Annotated in this window: 21 protein-coding genes and 7 tRNA genes; 17 read left to right on the top strand and 11 right to left on the bottom strand. The window is 48.5% G+C overall.

Features of this window, described 5'->3' with window-relative positions; genetic code table 11:
- Positions 1 to 3: 3 nt before the first annotated feature.
- Positions 4 to 858: a hypothetical protein gene (locus MHM94_RS06815; protein WP_235418816.1), complete on the top strand. Its 855-nt coding sequence runs from the start codon at positions 4 to 6 to the stop codon at positions 856 to 858.
- Positions 855 to 1706: a peptidylprolyl isomerase gene (locus MHM94_RS06810; RefSeq protein ID WP_235418817.1), complete on the top strand. Its 852-nt coding sequence runs from the start codon at positions 855 to 857 to the stop codon at positions 1704 to 1706. Before MHM94_RS06815 ends, MHM94_RS06810 begins: the two co-directional genes overlap by 4 nt.
- Here the strand turns inward: MHM94_RS06810 and queF are convergent.
- Entirely contained in the window at positions 1693 to 2541 is an 849-nt protein-coding gene (queF, locus tag MHM94_RS06805; RefSeq protein WP_235418818.1) for an NADPH-dependent 7-cyano-7-deazaguanine reductase QueF, read from the bottom strand. The two genes, MHM94_RS06810 and queF, sit on opposite strands and share 14 nt — an antisense overlap.
- Positions 2542 to 2599: 58 nt before the next feature.
- On the opposite strand from queF, the gene syd reads away from it, so the two are divergent.
- The gene (syd, locus tag MHM94_RS06800) at positions 2600 to 3142 is read left to right on the top strand and encodes a SecY-interacting protein (RefSeq protein WP_235418819.1); all 543 of its coding nucleotides are present in this window, start codon (positions 2600 to 2602) and stop codon (positions 3140 to 3142) included.
- 3 nt (positions 3143 to 3145) lie between these two features.
- Here syd and MHM94_RS06795 read toward each other — a convergent pair whose 3' ends face one another.
- The 3 genes from MHM94_RS06795 to MHM94_RS06785 form a co-directional block, all read right to left on the bottom strand.
- Positions 3146 to 3919, bottom strand: coding sequence for a Zn-ribbon-containing protein (locus MHM94_RS06795; protein WP_022946702.1), 774 nt, complete (start codon positions 3917 to 3919; stop codon positions 3146 to 3148).
- 3 nt (positions 3920 to 3922) lie between these two features.
- Entirely contained in the window at positions 3923 to 4189 is a 267-nt protein-coding gene (locus MHM94_RS06790; protein ID WP_022946703.1) for a hypothetical protein, read from the bottom strand.
- A gap of 131 nt (positions 4190 to 4320) precedes the next feature.
- Entirely contained in the window at positions 4321 to 4551 is a 231-nt protein-coding gene (locus MHM94_RS06785; RefSeq protein ID WP_022946704.1) for a DUF2789 domain-containing protein, read from the bottom strand.
- 70 nt (positions 4552 to 4621) lie between these two features.
- Here MHM94_RS06785 and MHM94_RS06780 point away from each other — a divergent pair, with 70 nt between their 5' ends.
- Positions 4622 to 5257, top strand: coding sequence for a GNAT family N-acetyltransferase (locus tag MHM94_RS06780; RefSeq protein WP_022946705.1), 636 nt, complete (start codon positions 4622 to 4624; stop codon positions 5255 to 5257).
- Positions 5258 to 5783: 526 nt separating this feature from the next.
- On the opposite strand, the gene MHM94_RS06775 is transcribed toward MHM94_RS06780, so the two are convergent.
- Entirely contained in the window at positions 5784 to 6083 is a 300-nt protein-coding gene (locus tag MHM94_RS06775; protein WP_022946706.1) for a DUF3301 domain-containing protein, read from the bottom strand.
- Positions 6080 to 7114: a DUF3549 family protein gene (locus MHM94_RS06770; protein WP_235418820.1), complete on the bottom strand. Its 1035-nt coding sequence runs from the start codon at positions 7112 to 7114 to the stop codon at positions 6080 to 6082. The genes MHM94_RS06775 and MHM94_RS06770 overlap by 4 nt, the downstream gene beginning before the upstream one ends.
- Before the next feature lie 106 nt (positions 7115 to 7220).
- On the opposite strand from MHM94_RS06770, the gene MHM94_RS06765 reads away from it, so the two are divergent.
- From MHM94_RS06765 to MHM94_RS06755, 3 genes are read left to right on the top strand one after another with little or no spacing between them, the layout of a single operon-like run.
- The gene (locus MHM94_RS06765) at positions 7221 to 7532 is read left to right on the top strand and encodes a YqcC family protein (protein WP_151172513.1); all 312 of its coding nucleotides are present in this window, start codon (positions 7221 to 7223) and stop codon (positions 7530 to 7532) included.
- Positions 7529 to 8317, top strand: coding sequence for a tRNA pseudouridine(65) synthase TruC (gene truC, locus MHM94_RS06760; RefSeq protein ID WP_235418821.1), 789 nt, complete (start codon positions 7529 to 7531; stop codon positions 8315 to 8317). The genes MHM94_RS06765 and truC overlap by 4 nt, the downstream gene beginning before the upstream one ends.
- Positions 8318 to 8767: a flavodoxin gene (locus tag MHM94_RS06755; RefSeq protein WP_138548983.1), complete on the top strand. Its 450-nt coding sequence runs from the start codon at positions 8318 to 8320 to the stop codon at positions 8765 to 8767. It abuts the gene before it with no gap.
- Between the two features lie 40 nt (positions 8768 to 8807).
- On the opposite strand, the gene MHM94_RS06750 is transcribed toward MHM94_RS06755, so the two are convergent.
- Positions 8808 to 10367 carry a LysM peptidoglycan-binding domain-containing protein gene (locus MHM94_RS06750; RefSeq protein WP_235418822.1) on the bottom strand — a complete coding sequence of 520 codons (1560 nt, stop codon included), beginning with the start codon at positions 10365 to 10367 and terminating at the stop codon, positions 8808 to 8810.
- 92 nt (positions 10368 to 10459) lie between these two features.
- Complete coding sequence (gene gloB / locus MHM94_RS06745; RefSeq protein WP_151172515.1) at positions 10460 to 11227, bottom strand: hydroxyacylglutathione hydrolase; 768 nt, start codon at positions 11225 to 11227, stop codon at positions 10460 to 10462.
- A gap of 54 nt (positions 11228 to 11281) precedes the next feature.
- Between gloB and MHM94_RS06740 the strand changes: the two genes are divergently transcribed.
- Complete coding sequence (locus MHM94_RS06740) at positions 11282 to 12040, top strand: class I SAM-dependent methyltransferase (protein WP_022946713.1); 759 nt, start codon at positions 11282 to 11284, stop codon at positions 12038 to 12040.
- On the opposite strand, the gene MHM94_RS06735 is transcribed toward MHM94_RS06740, so the two are convergent.
- Both MHM94_RS06735 and rnhA read right to left on the bottom strand, forming a co-directional pair.
- Positions 11988 to 12809, bottom strand: coding sequence for an MBL fold metallo-hydrolase (locus tag MHM94_RS06735; protein WP_235418823.1), 822 nt, complete (start codon positions 12807 to 12809; stop codon positions 11988 to 11990). The two genes, MHM94_RS06740 and MHM94_RS06735, sit on opposite strands and share 53 nt — an antisense overlap.
- 90 nt (positions 12810 to 12899) lie before the next feature.
- On the bottom strand, positions 12900 to 13370 hold the full coding sequence (gene rnhA, locus MHM94_RS06730) for a ribonuclease HI (protein WP_130148399.1): 471 nt from the start codon (positions 13368 to 13370) through the stop codon (positions 12900 to 12902).
- A 66-nt stretch (positions 13371 to 13436) separates the two neighbouring features.
- On the opposite strand from rnhA, the gene dnaQ reads away from it, so the two are divergent.
- The 9 genes from dnaQ to MHM94_RS06685 all read left to right on the top strand — a co-directional run bounded on the left by dnaQ (position 13437) and on the right by MHM94_RS06685 (position 16372).
- Positions 13437 to 14150: a DNA polymerase III subunit epsilon gene (gene dnaQ, locus MHM94_RS06725; RefSeq protein ID WP_022946716.1), complete on the top strand. Its 714-nt coding sequence runs from the start codon at positions 13437 to 13439 to the stop codon at positions 14148 to 14150.
- Between the two features lie 24 nt (positions 14151 to 14174).
- Entirely contained in the window at positions 14175 to 15545 is a 1371-nt protein-coding gene (locus tag MHM94_RS06720; RefSeq protein ID WP_130148401.1) for a TIGR03503 family protein, read from the top strand.
- 100 nt (positions 15546 to 15645) lie between these two features.
- Positions 15646 to 15722 (top strand) — tRNA-Asp (locus MHM94_RS06715).
- Positions 15723 to 15747: 25 nt separating this feature from the next.
- A tRNA-Asp gene (locus tag MHM94_RS06710) sits at positions 15748 to 15824 on the top strand.
- Positions 15825 to 15851: 27 nt separating this feature from the next.
- Positions 15852 to 15928 (top strand) — tRNA-Asp (locus tag MHM94_RS06705).
- Between the two features lie 29 nt (positions 15929 to 15957).
- Positions 15958 to 16034: transfer RNA gene (locus MHM94_RS06700), tRNA-Asp, on the top strand.
- A gap of 43 nt (positions 16035 to 16077) precedes the next feature.
- Positions 16078 to 16154, top strand: a tRNA-Asp gene (locus tag MHM94_RS06695).
- Positions 16155 to 16192: 38 nt separating this feature from the next.
- A tRNA-Asp gene (locus tag MHM94_RS06690) sits at positions 16193 to 16269 on the top strand.
- A 26-nt stretch (positions 16270 to 16295) separates the two neighbouring features.
- Positions 16296 to 16372 (top strand) — tRNA-Asp (locus MHM94_RS06685).
- Positions 16373 to 16613: 241 nt separating this feature from the next.
- Here the strand turns inward: MHM94_RS06685 and MHM94_RS06680 are convergent.
- On the bottom strand, positions 16614 to 18539 hold the full coding sequence (locus tag MHM94_RS06680; protein WP_235418824.1) for a S9 family peptidase: 1926 nt from the start codon (positions 18537 to 18539) through the stop codon (positions 16614 to 16616).
- Positions 18540 to 18616 lie beyond the last annotated feature (77 nt).

Genomic DNA, 18616 nt, shown 5'->3' with positions numbered 1-18616 from the left:
CGCATGTTCAAATGCTGGCTATGGGCATTGTCTTTATTACTGGTGATATGCGAGTGTGGTGCGCAGCAGTCGGTGACGATGCGTGTCGCACAGGCCGATCATCCTTATATGCAGGCATTATTTACTAAACTAGCTGAGCGCATTGAGTGTTTGCACCAAAAGCAGGTCACATACCAGTATGTTGACCATCTGCCATCACAGCAACGAGCGATTCAACTGTTGGGGGATGAGCACGGTATTGATTTATTCTGGGGTGTGACTTCGCAGCAGCGAGAGCAACAAGGGTGGGCGATTTTAATCCCGATAGCCAAAGGGTTACTGGGTTATCGCATTGCGCTAGTGCGCTCTGATAATCCCGATATCCTGGCGCAAAAAAATTATATAAGCGATTTTTCATCATTACGAGTGGGTCTAAGTGAAGATTGGCCGGATGCCAATGTGTTCAGCCGTAACGGTTTCACGGTGGATGCATTTTCTAAATCATCGTCTCATTACGATATGCTGAGAAAAGGCCGCTTCGACTTTCTGCCTGAAGAGCTCACAGCATTTGACCCCCAATCACTGCCTAAGGGGCTGATATACGACAAACACAATGTCTTTTATTACCCGTCGGCGGTGTACTTGTTTGTTGCAAAAGGTGATAAACAGCGCCACCAATTGCTGAGCTCGGCGCTGCGAAGCTTATTTTCAGATGGCACCATAGAGCGCTTACTGCACACCCATTTAGTCCCTAATATTGATGCGGCGGAACTGGCAACACGCAATTATATTCGCTTGACCAATCCGTTATTACCCGCCTCAGCACCGTTACATATTTCCCATTATTGGTATAATAATAAACAAGGAACTCGCCAATGATCACACGCCTACTAATAGTTGTGAGCTTAGTTTTAAGCGCGACTACCAGTGCAGACGACAACCCCTCTCCTACAACTATTATTGATAACGCCAATGCCAGCGAATGGCGAGCCGTTACTGATGAAAACTTAATGATGATTACCTTAGCGACAGGGATAGTGTATCTGGAGGTAAACCCAGAGCTGGCGCCAGCGCATGTTGAGCGCTTGCGCTCACTAGCTAGCCAAGGCTTCTATCGTGGGCTAAGTATGTATCGTTTTGTCGAAGGCTTTGTTGCCCAAGGCGGCGCTGGAGACAAAGACACGGATGTGCCGGCGCTGGAAAACGAGTTTGTCAGTCACAGCGAAACAGCGCGGCCGTTAGATATCGTCATCAATGAAGATGATGGTTACAGCGCGCGCAGTGGCTTTATTAATGGCTTTGCCGTCGGTCAAAATAAGCAGGGCACACAAACGTGGCAAATTCACTGTCCTGGCGCATTAGGTATGGCACGGGGCAATGGAGTCGACAGCGCAACCAGTGAATTTTTTGTAGTGCTTGGTCAGGCACCGCGTTACTTGGATAAGAACATTAGCGTATTTGGTCGCGTACTTGCGGGCATGGCTCATATACAGCAGCTGCAGCGCTCGCCAAAGCCAGGAAAGCCTTTTAACCCAATTGTTGATATCCAATTTGCTGATCAACTGCCTGCCAAGCAGCGCCCGGTAATTAAAGTAATGCGCACCGACTCACACAGCTTTGCAGCGCTCGTTGCAGCGCGAAAAAATCGCCCCGAGGCGTGGTTTGTGACCACGCCTGATTATATTGATACCTGCGCCATGAATGTACCGACGATTATTGGCGGTTAATGCGCACGTCAAATAAGGTTTTATCGCTGTGTGTGGCGCGGTAAGGGTTAATATCCAGGCCGCCACGGCGAGTGTAGCGGGCATAGACCTCTAGGGACTGCATGGGTGCACAGGCCATAATATCGGTAAAAATGCGCTCCACACACTGCTCGTGAAACTCGTTGTGGCTGCGAAATGAAATCAGGTAACGCAGCAGCGACTCATGACAAAGAGAGGGGCCTTGGTAGCGTATAACCACGCTCGCCCAATCGGGTTGTGAGGTGATCAAGCAATTAGACTTCAATAAGTGACTATGCAGGGTTTGTTCAACTTGCTGCGCATCGTCGGCTAGGCGCAGTAAGCTTGGTGTCAACTCATAGGTATCGACGGTGATATCGAGCTCGTCAATGCACTGACCTGGTAACGCTGTGGCTGCGAAGTGCTGATAATCCTCAGGGCCATACAGTGTTACTTGCACCTCACTTTGGGTCGCCGCACTTAAGTCTTTGGCCATGGTTTGCTGCACTGCTTGCATGCTTTCAAACCGGCTTTGGTTGAAGCTGTTTAAGTACAACTTAAACGACTTAGACTCAATAATATCTGGGCTTTGACAAGGGAAAGTAAAGGTGGCCACCGCGACCTGTGGTTTGCCTTTAGGATTAAGCCACGATAACTCGTAACCGGTCCAAATATCCTCCCCTTTAAAGGGCAGGGCACGCTCATCTATTTGCAAATCATCACGATTAAGCTTGCGTGCTATGGGATAAAGTAGGGATGGATCGTAGCTGTCTTTATACTCAGTTGCCTTGCCGAGTAGGCTGGCTTTTAACTCTGGGGCGTTGCTGTAATCTGTCATGCTGTGCTATTTGGCGTTACAATATGGCGTAATTATACCTAAATTATTTGAGGCATGCATGAGCGTAAGCACAGAACTTCGGCGCTGTTTACAGGCACACATTAGCAACGAGCAACAACAGTATGGCCGTAACCCGCTGGCGTTTTTCGACCCGGACTCGCCCAGCCCTGCAGCCATTGCCGGCACCGAACAACAGCAGCAAGTTCAATGGCAAATTCATGAGCGTACCCCCAGTGCTGACTTAAATGAATTGGCAGCGGCCCTGGAAGTGCCTTTCCCACAACAACTGAGCGAATTATTTGGCAGCTACTACAGTGGTAATCTGCCGGCGAGCATCGACGGTCATGGCGTGGAGCTCCTTTTACCTTGGAACGAGGACGACTTTGTACGCTTACAGCAAAATATAACCGGTCATGTATTAATGAAACGTCGGTTAAAGCAGCAAGACACCGTGTTTATTGGGCTGACCGAGCAGGATGATTTGTTGCTGAGCGTGCGATTGGACGATGGTGCAGTCTGCTTAGAATATGTCGGTAAAGAACCGCACCATGTTTTGGCGGATGATATCAGCTCGTTGTTACAGCAATTAGACGTGCTGTAAACACTATTGGTGATCCCAGGAAATATTAGATACCAACTGACATTGTTCACAGCGAAAGTCGAACAATCCAAACCATGGCTCTGCTAGGTGCCAATGACCATCGCAGCTTGGGCAGCGACGTTGTTGCTCGGCTGTCAGGCTCTCGCCACCGACACGGTACAAGTAATAGTAGACTGGCTTTTTGGTTAGATAACGGATCCGCTTTGCCAAGTCCAAGCCGCGACGAGTCAGGTCGCTATCAAAGGCGCTGATCTCATGCAGCGCCGCAAATTCGCAGCGTGTTGCACCATTAATTTGGATTTGATCGCATGCCTGCCAGTCTTCTTGCCATTTTATCAGTGTCTTGTAATCGCCGTTGGCGATAGCAGGAATGTGATACAGCGGCACCGGTAAAAAATCATCACCACAATACAACGGGCTGCACGTATGCAAATAGGTAGTGTAAAGAATGTAACTGCTCGGTGCAGCGCAGTTATCTGCACTATTGGCGTGAATATCTTGCCCTATAACCTTGACTTTGGGCGCTAACAACCCGGCATCGTTTAACTTATCGAGCGCAAACTTCACAAACGGACTGTGGTTGAGCGGGTGCAATGAATCCTCTTCTGGGCACATTACCCGAGTCACGAAGAAGCCTTCTTTCAATACGGTTGGAAATTCATCGCCGATGATTTGGCCATTGGCTCGAAGCGCCACCACCGTCTGATTTATCGCCTGCTCGGCAGCGCTGAGTTGGGTGTCTTGGTAACAGTCAAAAGTGAGGTCTACAACAAACATTCGCTATTTTGAGTTCTCGAGCAAAGCGAGTAGTTTATCAAGTTTTTCCTCAATGCGATCAAGTTGTGTCGACTTTTGTTCGTTATTCGGCAATTGTGGCTCTATGACCATGTTTTTGAATGCCTCGGGGTTATTTTTATATTGGCTTACAGCGGCAATAATCATTGGCATCGGCACGGGCTCTTTGAGCATCGCTTTGGTCATTGCTACGGTAGGTGTTTTGTTTTGTGCTAATAAGGCTTTGATGGCGTCAAAAACCACAGGGTTCATACAAATGGATTCCTTCTTTTTAATCGCTGAACAGTATAAAGCAAAGGGCCGCAAGGACCCTAATTTTGGATGTTCAATATTAACGAAGAAAGTATGAACCACACCTGTCTTGGACGAGCTTTATCGCTGTATTAATGCCTTAGCTGGGCGTCTAACTCGTCAATTAATTCGCACCAATCCGCATCTTGTTCCAAAGATTCTGTAATAAAGTGGCGCTGCGCCTGTGACCAAAACGGCGCATCAGCGAGTTTGAGCTCAGGGCTTAATTTGTGGTCAGTCACAAATTGTTCAATTTGCTCATCGCTGCTGGGCAGGCCGAGCTGTTGAAAAAGGGTCGTCATCGTATGTTTTGAGGTATCCATATAATGTTTCCATTGTGCTCATAAAAGGCTATGGTTAACTATAGAACAACAACGATAACAAGGAAATACCATGCTCGGCGACTATAAAGTTAGGTATCTTACTCCGGAAGATTTGAACGTGGCTGCGAGCCTGATTTATCAGGCTTATCATGACGACCCGCTAATGCGAGAAATATTCAGCGCCGAGAGCAGTAAAACCCAAGAGTATGAAAAAAAGTTACGCGCGCTCATCCGTGAAGAACTACACAGTTTTTGGCAGGCCAAACAACCATTAGTTGGCTTGTATGTTGATGATGCTCTGCGAGCCATTGCTTGTGTATTTCAATCTGACGCCAGCATGCAGGCGGATCGTTATTGGCACTGGCGACTGAAACTGATGCTCAGTGCTGGCTATTTGACGACTCAGCAGCTCATTGAAAAGGAAAAGACCATTCGCAACGCCTTAAAAACGATGGGGCGCTACTTATTTTTAGCCTTTATTGCGGTGGATCCTCACTATCAACGCCAAGGTTATGGTCACTACCTTCTTAAAGGCCTTGATAATCTTGTTGAGGAAGATAACGAAACGCAAGGACTTGCAGTGTTTGTTACGCAGTCTCAGCATCAAACTTTCTTTGCTAACCACGGTTTTGAGACCATGCAAACATTGCAATTTAGCAAAGTCAGTGGAGAGTTGTTATTCAAAAAAAGTCCACATTGCGTTTAATGGAAATTTCAATGTGAGAGATCTCTCACATTGGTGTGGGTTTAACGATGAATATGTCCCTACCTTTAGCTCCATAATAAGTTTAACCTATTGATTTATATAGGCTGCTTCATTGTTTCTACATTATTGCAATAAAACTTTTTGCAAAGCACTTGCTGCATCTTTTTGGCTTTTCTCTAAACTTATCATTGTCAGGACGACAACAGTGCAGGATGCACTTGGCTAAGGAACGGATGTAGGCCAACCACGCAAAGTAATGCAGGAATAGTAATGGAATAGACGGTAACGGACGCCGTTAAAGGACAGGAGCACAGGACGTGCAGGGAAGGCGGGATGCCTAGGAATGGCCAAGGAGGCAAGAGGAACACTTCAGGATGAAGCAAGGAACAAAGCACAGGATGTGCATCGGTTAGATAGGGTAATCGAGCAAGGAAAGCAAAAGGGACGACCTTAAGGTCAGCGGTGATGGATACCGCGCAAGGATGATGCAGATTAGGGCGTGACTTACAGTCACGCCTTAGTTTTTTTAGATTCTGTGCGGTGGGATATCGGCCTTACGTAAACGTTCATTCTCCATCCACAACTCTCCCTCATACAAGGTTTCGCCGTCACTGGAAAACTCAAACATAAAGCGGCTGCGGATCCCAAGCTTACCATTACTTAAAATCGCTAAACGCCACTGTTTGCAAGCAACACTAACAAATTGCACGCCTAATTGTTCAGCTTGACGCTGAGCATGTAACCGCGCAGTTTCTGCCACTTTACGGCGATACCAAAACAACGCTATCACGCCACCACACAGCAGCAGAATCCATAAGGTTTTCACGACGAAAATAACCCACCAATTGCACGAGAAAGCGCATCAGAACGCTGCTCAGACCGTAATATAGCTAATACATGAGGGCGCAACATTGGGATTGCAACTAAGTCGGCAAAAATACTGGCGAACAATGGCTGCTCAGAGTCTATTCGACAGCAGTGCTCTAAGAACTGTGCTAAGGTTTGCGGTGCTTCTAAATAAGCCCAAAGTCGCCCAGCGATGACCTGGCATATGTCAGCATCCTGGCCGTAATCACTGTTCATTACTTGCCCCAGCGCTTGTTCAACCAGCCCCACTGCGCGTGCACTGCTGATGGCGCGAAGTGCATCAATAAGTAGCGCTTTATCCTGATGTTGAATCGCTTGATTGATACTTGTGAGTAGGGTTTGCGCTGCTTCAGTACCTAGCTCACTATTTTCGAGCTGGGCAGCGAGAGGTTGGCGTACTTGTGCAGGTAACTGCGACCATGCTTGGCACAGCAGGGCTTCATTGTCTTGATGGTCAATGCGCGCAGCAAAATCGGCAAGACCCTGCACAGCGACACTTTGCCAGTCTTGCCAGCCCAACTTACCACTCAAATATAGCTGTGCATGCTCATAGTACTGCGATGCGCTTTGCCGTAACTCTACTTTGATACGGGCATTGAAAGCGGCACGCTTATTGGCATTGGGAGTAAATACATAAGGGTTGTTATCGAGTTTGCTTTGCTCACCCTCAGCCCCAGTTAACGATGTGCCAATGGCTTCTAGCACCATATTGGCAAAATGGTCACGACTCGCTGCTACCAGCTTACTTTGCTCATCCAACGGCATTTTCAAAAACCACACATAAGGCTCACTCGATGCTTTTGGGTCCCAAAACTGAATCGCCAGTAGCGCATGCTGTGCCAGTGGATATGGATAAGGAATAGTTGTCGACTCAATATCAGCAAAGGTTGCTTTATCTATTTTTTGCACCCGACGACCAATGTCAAATACACGCCATGTGGTGCCGGCGGCATCTAATAATTGTGCCAGTGTGGCGATGTTGTCGCTCATACGCGGCTCCTGGAAAATAAAATTCCGCAAATTATAGGCATATTGCGTCATCAACCCAAGAGAAATGCTAATATAGCGTTTTTGAAGTTACCGCAATAACCGTGTTATGTCGTATTCCATCACTCAATTGCTCACGCAGTTGCAAGGTGAATTAGCTAATGCAGGCTTATGGCAAGATAAGCCCGTTGCTGAGCATTTATTGCAATCCAGCCAACCTTTTTGTGTTGATACCCTGAGGTTCGAACAATGGTTGCAGTTCGTCTTTATTCCCAAAATGCGTGCCCTAATACACGCAAGACATCCTCTGCCTTCGGCTATAGCCTTAACACCCATGGCTGAGGTCTATTGGTCAGGGCGGTATGCGCAATTGCACACAGTGCTTAAGCGCATAGATATTACTCTCGGAGGGGGAGAGTGAACGACTTAACAGATTCGGTAAATGTTGCACCAGTAAAGCCGCTCGATATTCTATATCGTGATGAGCACTACATCGCTATTAATAAACCGTCGGGACTACTGGTTCATCGCTCTTTTTTGGATAAGCATGAAACCCAATTTGCAATGCAAATGCTGCGCGATCAAATCGGTCAACATGTGTATCCACTGCATCGCTTAGACAGGCCCACATCCGGTGTATTATTGTTTGCGCTTAGCAGTGCCGCCGCCAACCGTGCAGGACAGCTGTTCAGTGAAGGAGGGATGCGCAAACGTTATCTAGCGTTAGTCAGAGGTTTTGCCCCTGAGCAGCAATGTATCGACAGGCCGCTAAAGGAAAAACTAGATAAAATTGCCGATAAATACGCGCAACAAGACAAGCCAGCACAATCAGCGCGCACTGATATACGCTGCTTGTTGCAAGCAAGCCTGCCTATCGCCTTAGGAAAGTTTCCCAGTGTTCGTTATTCGCTGGTGGAGTGTTGGCCTAAAACAGGGCGTAAGCATCAGATACGTCGCCATATGAAGGGCATTAACCACCCTTTGATTAACGATGTAAACCACGGTGATAATACGCAAAATCACTTTTTTGCCGAGCACTTCGAGGTTTCGCGGCTAATGCTGTTTGCAACCGATGTGTACTTTGGGCATCCTTACAGCGAAGAATTGATTCACATTAATGCACCACTAGGTGAACACGCACTCGCCGTTTTCGAGCGCCTCGGGTGGCCGGTGTGTGAGCAAGCTTATTATGCGAAGGAGTTTTAAATGGCCAAGATTAATATTTTTTACGGCAGTGTCTATGGCGGTGCGGAGCGTCTAGCCGACAGTGCCGAGGAGCAGCTACAAAAGCACGGCCATGAAGCCACAGTGATCGATAACCCGCAAGTGGAAGATGTTAGCAACAGCGAATATATATTAGTGATCACATCGACCACAGGGCAAGGGGATATTCCCGATAACCTCATGCCACTGTTCGCCGCTTTACAAAGCCAGTTTCCTTTATTAGGTGGCACCCCGTTTGCGGTCATTGCCATGGGGGATAGCAGTTATGGCGATACTTTTTGTGGTGCGGGTAAGCAAGTTGAAGAGCTGTTGATGGAGCTGCAAGGTAAGCCGCTGCTGCCACGCTTAGATATTGATGCCCTAGAGGACTTTGATCCCGAGCCGGTGGCGCAACCTTGGTTGGCTCAGTTTGCTGGTGCAATAACCGAGTAGCATGATGTCGAAAAAAAGCGCTCTATATGAGCGCTTTTTTTTAGCCGCGTTTTACAGCCACAATGAGTTTGAGCTTTTGCCCAGGGTAGAGGTACTTTTTACCGTTTAAGTTATTCCATTTGCGAATGTCGCCAACGCGCAGCCCGAATTGCTTAGCAATGCGTGATAATGAGTCACCACGACGAACCTTGTAGGTAATGGTGCGGTTGGTCGTTTGCGGTAATGCTTGGCCTGTGGATTGGCGAATTTTTAGTTTTTGCCCTAGCCGTAACATGGCGTTGTTACCCAGATTATTCCAGGCTTTTAGCTGTGCTACGGTGACGTTGTACTCACGGCTGAGATCCCACAGCGTATCGCCGGACTTTACGGTATGGCTACGTGTTAGTGATGTCGTACCATTGACCGCTAAACGTACTTTTTCTGGTAAGTGCGAGGCCGCCTTGTCAGATAAAGGTACCGTTAGCGTTTGCCCTGCGCGTATGGTGCTTGACTCCAATGCGTTTAAAGTGCGAATAGCGCCAACGCTGGTATTAAACTTTTTAGCGATCACCGATAAGCTATCGCCCGCAGCCACCTCATACTGTTGCCAACGTAAGCGGTCTTGCAACTGCGCTGACGCTAATTGTTGTTTGAATGGCGTGATGCTATCAAGCGGCAATAGTAAGTGATGTGGCCCCTGTGGATCGGTGGCCCAGCGGTTGAATGCCGGGTTGAGGCGGTACAGCTCAGAAAGTGAAATACCTGCCATTTCTGCTGCTAAAGCTAAGTCAATCTGTGAGCCAACATCGACACGGTCAATCACTTGGGCATTAACTATTTTGTTCCACTTAATGCCAAACTCATCATGGCGTTTAAGTAGGTCTGCCAGTGCCAATAGTTTTGGCACATAGGCGGTGGTTTCCCGTGGCAGATCAAGTGACCAGAAATCGGTAGGCAGGTGCTTACGGCGATTTTTCTTAATGGCTCGCATGACTCGCCCTTCACCGGAATTATAGGCAGCAATCGCGTTTAGCCAGTCGCCTTCAAGGGTTTTATGCAAATAAGAAAGATAATCCAACGCAGCGCGGGTTGATTCGGCAATATCGCGACGCCCGTCGTACCACCAGTTTTGTTTTAAGCCAAAGCGTTTGCCCGTTTGCGGCATAAATTGCCAGATGCCACTGGCACTGCGATGGGAATAGCCATAGGGATCGAAAGCACTCTCGACAATCGGCAGCAGTGCAATCTCCATCGGCATTTTACGCTTTTCGACTTCCTCAACAATGTAATATAAATAAGGCTCGGCACGCTTGGCAATGCGATCCATATAAGCTTGATGGCGCGCATAGTAATTACGCTCAGCAACCACAGGACGATTTTGCGGAACTTCTATTGAGAGCTGATAGCGGATCCGCTCCCAGACATCGTCAAATACAGGTGCTTCTTCTAGCTGTTCAACTATCTCATCGCCGCCTAGGGTGTCGATTGTTAGCGCATCGCTTATCTCTTGCGGGGACGCAGTATTGCTAGGGAGTTTAGTGATGGGAACATCCCTAGAGGTGGTTTGGCAACCACTTAAAAACGCAGATAACACCGCTGCGATGAGTATATGTTTATTCATGAACTGTTAATCTTTGGGCAAAACTGCGGCGCATACTAGCAAAAATTGATGAGATCCTACAAATTTTGCGCAATTGTACCGCAGTTAGAGACTCAGAAATTGTCTTTCCAAGCACGAAGACCTGCAAAGATTGCACTGGGTTCACCGCTGGTAGCCGGGCGATATGCCGTAGGGAGTGCTTGTGGCGATATTTTATCGGCACGAAGGAAAGGGTTGATGCGTTTTTCCTGGCCGATAGTGCTAGGGAGGGTCATCTGTTTTTGCTCTCGTAATGCATTGACTTTGTTTGTGTAGCGCTGCACCTCTGCATCCTCAGGTTGAGCTGCTGAGGCAAATGCCATGTTTGCCTGAGTATATTCGTGCGTGCAATACACCAAGGTCTCGTCGCTCAGGGTAAGGAAGGTTTGCATTGATTGCCACATTTGCTCTGGCGTGCCTTCGAATAGGCGGCCACATCCTCCACTGAACAATGTATCCCCACAAAAGACCAACTGCTCATTGATATAGCTGATATGATCAAGGGTATGCCCCGGGGTGGCACGCACTAAGAAATTGAGCCCAAATACGTCAATGCTATCGCCATCTGCGAGCGTGTGCTCGATGCCCGTAAATGGGCTATTCTGTGGTCCGTACACCGGCGCCTCTGGGTAGGCTTGTTTCAGTGCGGCGACACCTGTTGTGTGATCCCAATGGTGATGAGTAACTAGTATCCCCGCCAGCTGGTAGTCATGCTGTTCGAGGTAGCGCATTACGGGTTCAGCATCCCCTGGATCGACTACATAAACGTGAGGTTTGGTGGGGTGCACCAGGGCCCAAATATAATTATCATTAAAGGCGTTGATTGCGTCGACTTGCACCATAGCGAATAGCTCTATATCGTTAACTTATGCCCCTTAGTATAACGAGCTAAATCTGTGAAACCAGCACTAAGCTTTCAACAACATCCTGCGCCCTATACCTGGCAGCAGTTTCCTCATGGTGACTACTTGCAAAATGACGTAGAACGTAAGATGCAGCCGTGGTTAGAGCGCATGTTCGGTTATCATCTGTTAAAAATAGGCGATCTGAGTGTACAGCTAGATACGTCCGCGAGCCCCATAAAGCATCAAGTTGGGGTGGCAGCGCGTTCACAACAAGCTGGCGTACTTGCCGAAGTCGATGAGCTCCCTTTCTATGAAGGCAGTGTGGATGCGTGTATTCTGAGCCTGTGTTTGGAATATAACAGCGACCCCCATCATATTTTGCGTGAGGCCCATCGCACACTGATCGCCGGTGGTTACATTGTTATTACCGGCTTTAATCCGTTTAGCTTTTGTGGCGCTGCTAGCCTGATCCCATTTAGCCGTCAAAAACTGCCTTGGAGCGGGCGCTTCTTTACTCCTTCCCGAGTCAAAGACTGGCTCGACCTATTGGGCTTTGAGCTGATAGCCGACGAGCGCTTTTTACATGCTTCATTGGCTCGAGGCTCGCGTTTATCGCGCTTTGCCCGCTGGCGCAGTTTTTGCCGTCAATATTTAAAACCCATGGGCAGTGTGTATATGCTGGTGGCACGTAAGCGGGTAACACCCCTGACTCCCATTAAGCCTAAATGGCACGCACGGCCAAGTTTTAAACCTGCTATTAAAGGCGTTGAGGTGAGTCGGCGACACCGACGCGCGCACCCTGAAGATTAAACGGCACAGCTTTATCCATTAACTTAGGCTTATTGAGGGTGGCATCACGTTGCTGACGCTGTGCGATAAACTGCGGTGCTGATTGTTGTAAATGCACATTTTGTTCACGCTGACAGCCAATGGTGCTGTGGTAGTCTAAAGCTCGCCCCTCAGGTTGATAGTCGTGACACACCCACACCTTGGTGTCACTGGGTAGAGATAACAACTTTTGGATTGAATGGTAGAGCTGTTCAGCACTGCCTTTAGGAAAGTCACAGCGCGCGCTCCCAGAATCGGGCATAAACAAGGTGTCGCCAATAAACACATGGCCATCAACGTAAATGCTGATGCCATCTGGGGTGTGCCCAGGTGTTGCAAGGACCTTGAGCTCATAATTACCTAAGGGCAGGCGGTCGTCATCATTGACCAGCTTGTCAAATTGCTCACCATTGGTGGCACAGGATAACTGATATATCGGCTTAAGTGTTTGCTGTACATCGCTGATATATTGACTGACCACCGTTTGCCCACCGCATTGCTCACCAACGTAGTTACATGCGCTGAAGTGGTCGGCGTGTACATGTGTTTCAATGAGCCATTTAAGTGTTAATTGATGGCGTTCAAGGTAGCGGATAATGATATCAGCACTGGCAAAACTCAGTGTGTCTGTTGCCGCATCGTAATCAGCGACCGCATCAATCAACGCTGCATGTCGCGTGGTAGGACAAAACAGCACATAACTTAACGTGTGACTAGGAGAATGATAAAAAGGCACCACGGTGAGAGACATAGTTAATCCGCTTTAGGTATATGATATAACCAAAACTTATATCATATGTCGGCGTCTGTAAAGAGGGACAAGGTGGGTGCCTCAACACCGTCAATCTGTTGGTTGATAGCCGGTGTCTTCCAACAACGATGCGCTGGTTGCGGCAGTGCGTGCGAGCTCATCGACGATGTCATTTTCTTTATGTCCGCTGTGGCCTTTAACCCAGCGCCAATCAATGGTGTGGCGTTGGCAAGCCTCGTCAAGGCGCTGCCATAAATCAACATTTTTAACCGGTTGCTTGCTGGCGGTACGCCAGCCGCGTTTTTTCCAATTCGCTAACCAACTTTCTATGCCTTGTTTTACATATTGGCTGTCGGTAGTAAGGACAATGTCACAGGGGCGGGTGAGCGATTCCAAAGCGACAATTGCAGCGAGTAATTCCATGCGGTTATTGGTCGTGGTTTGATACCCTTGACTTAGCGTTTTCTCGTGCTTTCCGTAACGCATAAGAACGCCGTATCCCCCTGGACCAGGATTCCCCAAACACGAACCATCGGTATAAATTTCTACGCTTTTTTGCACGCTTTACCTTGTTATTATGTACAATGAACGAAGCAGCAAAGATAGCAAATATGAGCGTAAACTGATATGGCGCAAAGACAAATAGTGCTTGATACCGAAACTACAGGCATTAGCCCGAAAGAGGGGCACCGCATTATTGAGATTGGTTGTGTGGAGTTGATCAACCGCCGGCTAACCGGTAACAATTTTCATGTTTACATTAATCCCCAGCGCGACATCGAAGACGAGGCCATCGACGTGCACGGGATCACCAACGAGTTTTTGCAAGATAAACCGCTATACCACCAAATAGCCGATGAGTTTCTTGACTATATCCGTGGTGCAGAACTCGTTATTCACAATGCCCCGTTCGATGTGGGCTTTATGGACCACGAATTTGCCATGTTGAATCGAGGCTACCCTAATACTGAGCAGGTGTGCCAAGTACTCGACACTTTAACCATGGCCCGGGAAATGCATCCCGGACAAAAGAATAACCTTGATGCGCTTTGCCGCCGTTATGATATCGATAATGCAAAGCGAACGTTGCACGGCGCATTACTGGATTCTGAAATTCTTGCTGACGTCTACTTAGCGATGACCGGCGGTCAGAAGAAACTTAATTTGGCGCAACATAATGAACAGCAAAACCAAGGCGACGATGGTGACATCATTCGTTTAAACCCAGATAGACCTGCCTTAACGGTGCTGCGTGCGGACGAACAAGAGTTGGCGGCACATGAGCAGCGTCTAGACTTGGTAGAGAAAGAGGGCGGTCATTGTTTGTGGCGCACTCAGTAGAGATAAAAGGTGAAAAGGGTGGTGATGGCAAAATTAATTCTCATCAGTATGGTGCTGCTACTTGGTGTCGGTGTCAGTGCGCCGGCACTGGGCGATGAGCAGGAAAAGCTGACCGTATTGGCCGAGGGCAATGAAATCCCGCTGTTGGATAACCGCTTTCGGATTGACCACGATGTTGACAAGATTACGCTGCTATTTTTCCGTCGCCAAGGCTCACCCGCCGTTGTGTTGGTGCGCCCAGATGGCAGTAAAATTTATGCCACCCACTCACTCAATGACGACAACCTACAGTGGCATGACGAACTCGGCTATGACTTAATCGTGCTCAACAAACCGATGCCAGGGCCTTGGCAAGTGGTTGGGCAAATCTTGCCGGACAGCCGTATTATGGTTATCGGCGATATCTCTCTTCAAGTTGATGAACTTCCCCCTCTGCTTTTTCGTGGCGAAATTATTAAACTGACAGGGAAGGTGTTAAATGATGGTGAGCAGGTGAAAATTGGCCGCTTCCGTGATGTCATTAACATGCAAGTTGATTTCGTTAGTACTAATAATAATGAATACAGTAACTTTGGTGCCCGCACAGAGCATGTTGCCAACTTTAAAGATGATGGCCGAGGTTTTGATGAGCGCCCGGGTGATGCGATTTTCACGGGGGAGTTTCGTCTTGATTTTGCCGCCGGACAGTGGCGACCAGAGATCGCCCTGACCACGCCCATCATCCAACGTAAAGTGGTGCAAGAGCCAGTGGTGGTCAAAGAGCCGCCGCTCACCTATGAGCTTCATGAGGGAGCCAAAGGCGAAAGCCACGAGTTACACATTACCCTCGATGAGCAGCTACTCGATCCGCAATCGGTGTTGCTCCAAGGAAAGATCTTTTATCCCAATAACGATGAACAAGCCTTTTCATTGCCAGCTGAGCAAGATAACACGCGCGTGATCACCATTAGCAATTACGAATGGGGGCGTTATTCGCTGCAAATAGAGCTATATGGCACGAACAGTAATGGCCGTGAGTTTATGGCAGCCTTACCGGATTATGAATTTGCCATTGCTCGGCCCATAGAAAAGGTCGAAGAAATAGCGCCACCGGTGAGCCAAGGGCCTACCGAATTGGCAGAGCAAAGTGATCAGCCAAGTGCGATGAGCAATGCGTTATTCTACAGCTTAGTGGTGTTAGGGAATGTGTTTATTTTGCTCGCTGGGTGGGCAGCCATTCGCGTCTTGGTGCAAAAAAAGCCACTTTTGGGCAATATTAATTTATTGTTCTGGAAGAAAAAAAGTGCCCAAAGTGATGAGCAAGAAACAAACAGCTCTGAAGCTAACTCAGATAAAAATGGCTCAAAAAGTGATAAATCAGGTGAAATTTTAAACCTTTCGATGTCAGATGACTAAAAAAGCCCTAAAAATTCAAAAAAACTATTGACTCACCAAGGGGTGATTCGTATCATTCACGCCGCTGTCAGGGCAGAGCTTCTGGCAGTTTGGATATCGCGGAGTGGTAGTTCAGTTGGTTAGAATACCGGCCTGTCACGCCGGGGGTCGCGGGTTCGAGTCCCGTCCACTCCGCCAGTTATCCAGTGTTTGCTTACTCGTTGGAGTGGTAGTTCAGTTGGTTAGAATACCGGCCTGTCACGCCGGGGGTCGCGGGTTCGAGTCCCGTCCACTCCGCCAGTTAAGTAAACAACCTTATTCCGTCGCGGAGTGGTAGTTCAGTTGGTTAGAATACCGGCCTGTCACGCCGGGGGTCGCGGGTTCGAGTCCCGTCCACTCCGCCATTCGGAATAGAAAAAATATAAATCTCTGCGGAGTGGTAGTTCAGTTGGTTAGAATACCGGCCTGTCACGCCGGGGGTCGCGGGTTCGAGTCCCGTCCACTCCGCCATCTTTATATTTTTTAGTACATTGTGTTATCCAGCGCTTATCGCGGAGTGGTAGTTCAGTTGGTTAGAATACCGGCCTGTCACGCCGGGGGTCGCGGGTTCGAGTCCCGTCCACTCCGCCAATGTCTGAATAAATCCTATGTACACACATCGTCACTGCGGAGTGGTAGTTCAGTTGGTTAGAATACCGGCCTGTCACGCCGGGGGTCGCGGGTTCGAGTCCCGTCCACTCCGCCACTTAGACGATGCACTCATACCACTGCGGAGTGGTAGTTCAGTTGGTTAGAATACCGGCCTGTCACGCCGGGGGTCGCGGGTTCGAGTCCCGTCCACTCCGCCACTGAGTGTGCTCACTCAGTATTTCCAGATACATTCTTGTTATTCCTTCATATATTTCTTTTCAATACCCGTTGGGTGCTGCTTCTATTTACCTGTAATAAGCATAGATAGGCGGGTGCTGTGTTTTCAGTAAACTGATAGCTATAAGCGCGCTAACAAAGAACGACGCTACATTTGTAGGCGGTGCGTGAAGGCAGTTAACAAGGAGAGGGTGTGGCCAGCATGCACTGACCACAGCAGTATTATTGACCTCTTAAATGTTTATCAAGAAAAGACAGGTACGCATTGGCCGCTGTAATGCGGTTTTCACGCTTACTAAAGCCGTGGCCCTCGTCCGGGAAGAGTACATACTCAACTGGCACCCCGTTGGCTTTTACTGCGGCAACGAGCTCGTCGCTTTCAACCTGTAAAACTCGGGGATCATTAGCCCCTTGTACCACTAATAATGGCTTTTTGATGTTATCGGCGTGGAACAACGGTGAGATACGACGATGACGCTCTTCATCGGTGGCCGGATCGCCCATCTCATCGTAGAGAGCCTTTTTGTAGCTCTCCCACCAAGGTGGAATGGATTTTAGTGTCCGCACCCAGTTAGTAACGCCAAAGATATTAATACCCACTTCAAATTCGTCGGGGGCAAAGGCGAGTGCTGCCGCCGTCATATAGCCACCGTAACTGCCGCCGATAATGCCAATCTTATCGTTATCGACCCAATCCAGCGTTTGTAAGTGCTTTTTGCCGTAGATAATATCTTGTAAGTCTTCTTCACCGTGCTTTTTGTCATCAAGGTGAAAGAAGGTTTTGCCATAGCCGGCACTGCCACGGTTATTCACTGCAAAAACCGCGTAACCTTGGTTCACTAAGAACTGTCGCATAGCATTATAACCCGTGCGGCTTTGGCCACCTGGGCCACCGTGCACCCAGACTAAAGCAGGAACTTTATTCGTGGCTGAAGCCTGCTTAGGCTTGTACAAAATGCCGGGAATGGTGAGTCCATCAAAGCTTTTAAAGCGGACCACTTCGCTGCTCACGAGGTTTTCTTCAGCAATGTTTGCACTCAGGGTGTTGGTGAGACGCTGCGCTTGGTCGCTGCCAATGCGCCATACATATAGATTGCGTGGGCTGGTATCTGAGCTTAAATAAAATGACATGATTTGCTCATCATCACTAAATTCGACGCCACTGAGTGTGCCTTTTGGCAGTGTCGATGGCAATGCCAGCTCTTGGTTTGTCTTGGTGTCTAAAATCGTTACCTGGGTGCTGGCATCGGCATTGACGGCGCTGACGCGGTACCGTCCAGACTTTGAGTACTCCATAAAGCTGACATCCCAGTCGGCGTCCAAAGCAAGTTCATGCTCTTGTGTGGCCAAGTTATAGCGCCACATCTGGCGAAACTCGCCTTTGGCATTCGTGGTGTAATACAGTGATTGCCCATCAACACTGAAACTCCAAGCGCTATACTTGGCTGGTTGCTCGTGAGCGCTGAGAAGCTTAGGGCCTTCACCCGATGCAGTATCCAGTAGATAAAAATCACTATCACGGTTATCGTGGTGCTTAGTTAGCGCAATATATCGGCCATCTGGGCTGATGGCACTGACATCGAGCCCTGTTTCGTTGGTATAAACACGCTGAGACTCATAACTATTGCTATCGAATTTGTATAAGTCCATAAACTTGGCGTCACGCTGGTTGCTCAGCACATAAAAATGTTGCCCGTCTTGGCTAAAGCCTGCAAATGCCGCGCGGGTCTCTTCGCCGGGCGTTAAGTCGGTGATCTCGCCTTGCTGATCGCGAACAAACACGTGCGTGCGCTCGTTACCCCCGCTATCTCGACTAAACAGAATTCGGTCGTCCTTGGGGAAAAATGCCAGTGCATAAGTGCTGTCTTTGGCGTCGGTCAGCTGTGTGCGAGCGCCGGTTTTAATGTCGACCTCATAGAGGTTAAACACCCCATTCTCATCACTGCTCAGTAGCAGTTTATCACCACTATGGTTGATGCTATTGCCCCTTAAACTCACGGTATCGTAGAAGGTCTCGGCGCTGTAAGTTTGGAACTGGCTTTGCGTTTGTACACTTTGTAGCTCGTTAGAAGCGCTCTGCTGGCATCCAGCTAGAGAGAGCACGATGGCGCCTGCTAGGGCGCTGGCAATAAAATGCTTCGCTATCATAAATATATATCCTGTTAGTTTTTTAGGTATTGTTATTTTCGCTTTTAGTGTTCGGGTTCACGCTGGGAAAAGCAAGG

It is taken from the genome of Pseudoalteromonas sp. CNAT2-18.1 (genome assembly GCF_022347865.1).
GTDB classification, from domain to species: domain Bacteria; phylum Pseudomonadota; class Gammaproteobacteria; order Enterobacterales; family Alteromonadaceae; genus Pseudoalteromonas; species Pseudoalteromonas ruthenica.
Note: the sequence above shows the minus strand (reverse complement) of the source record. Positions and strands in the feature narration are given on the sequence as shown.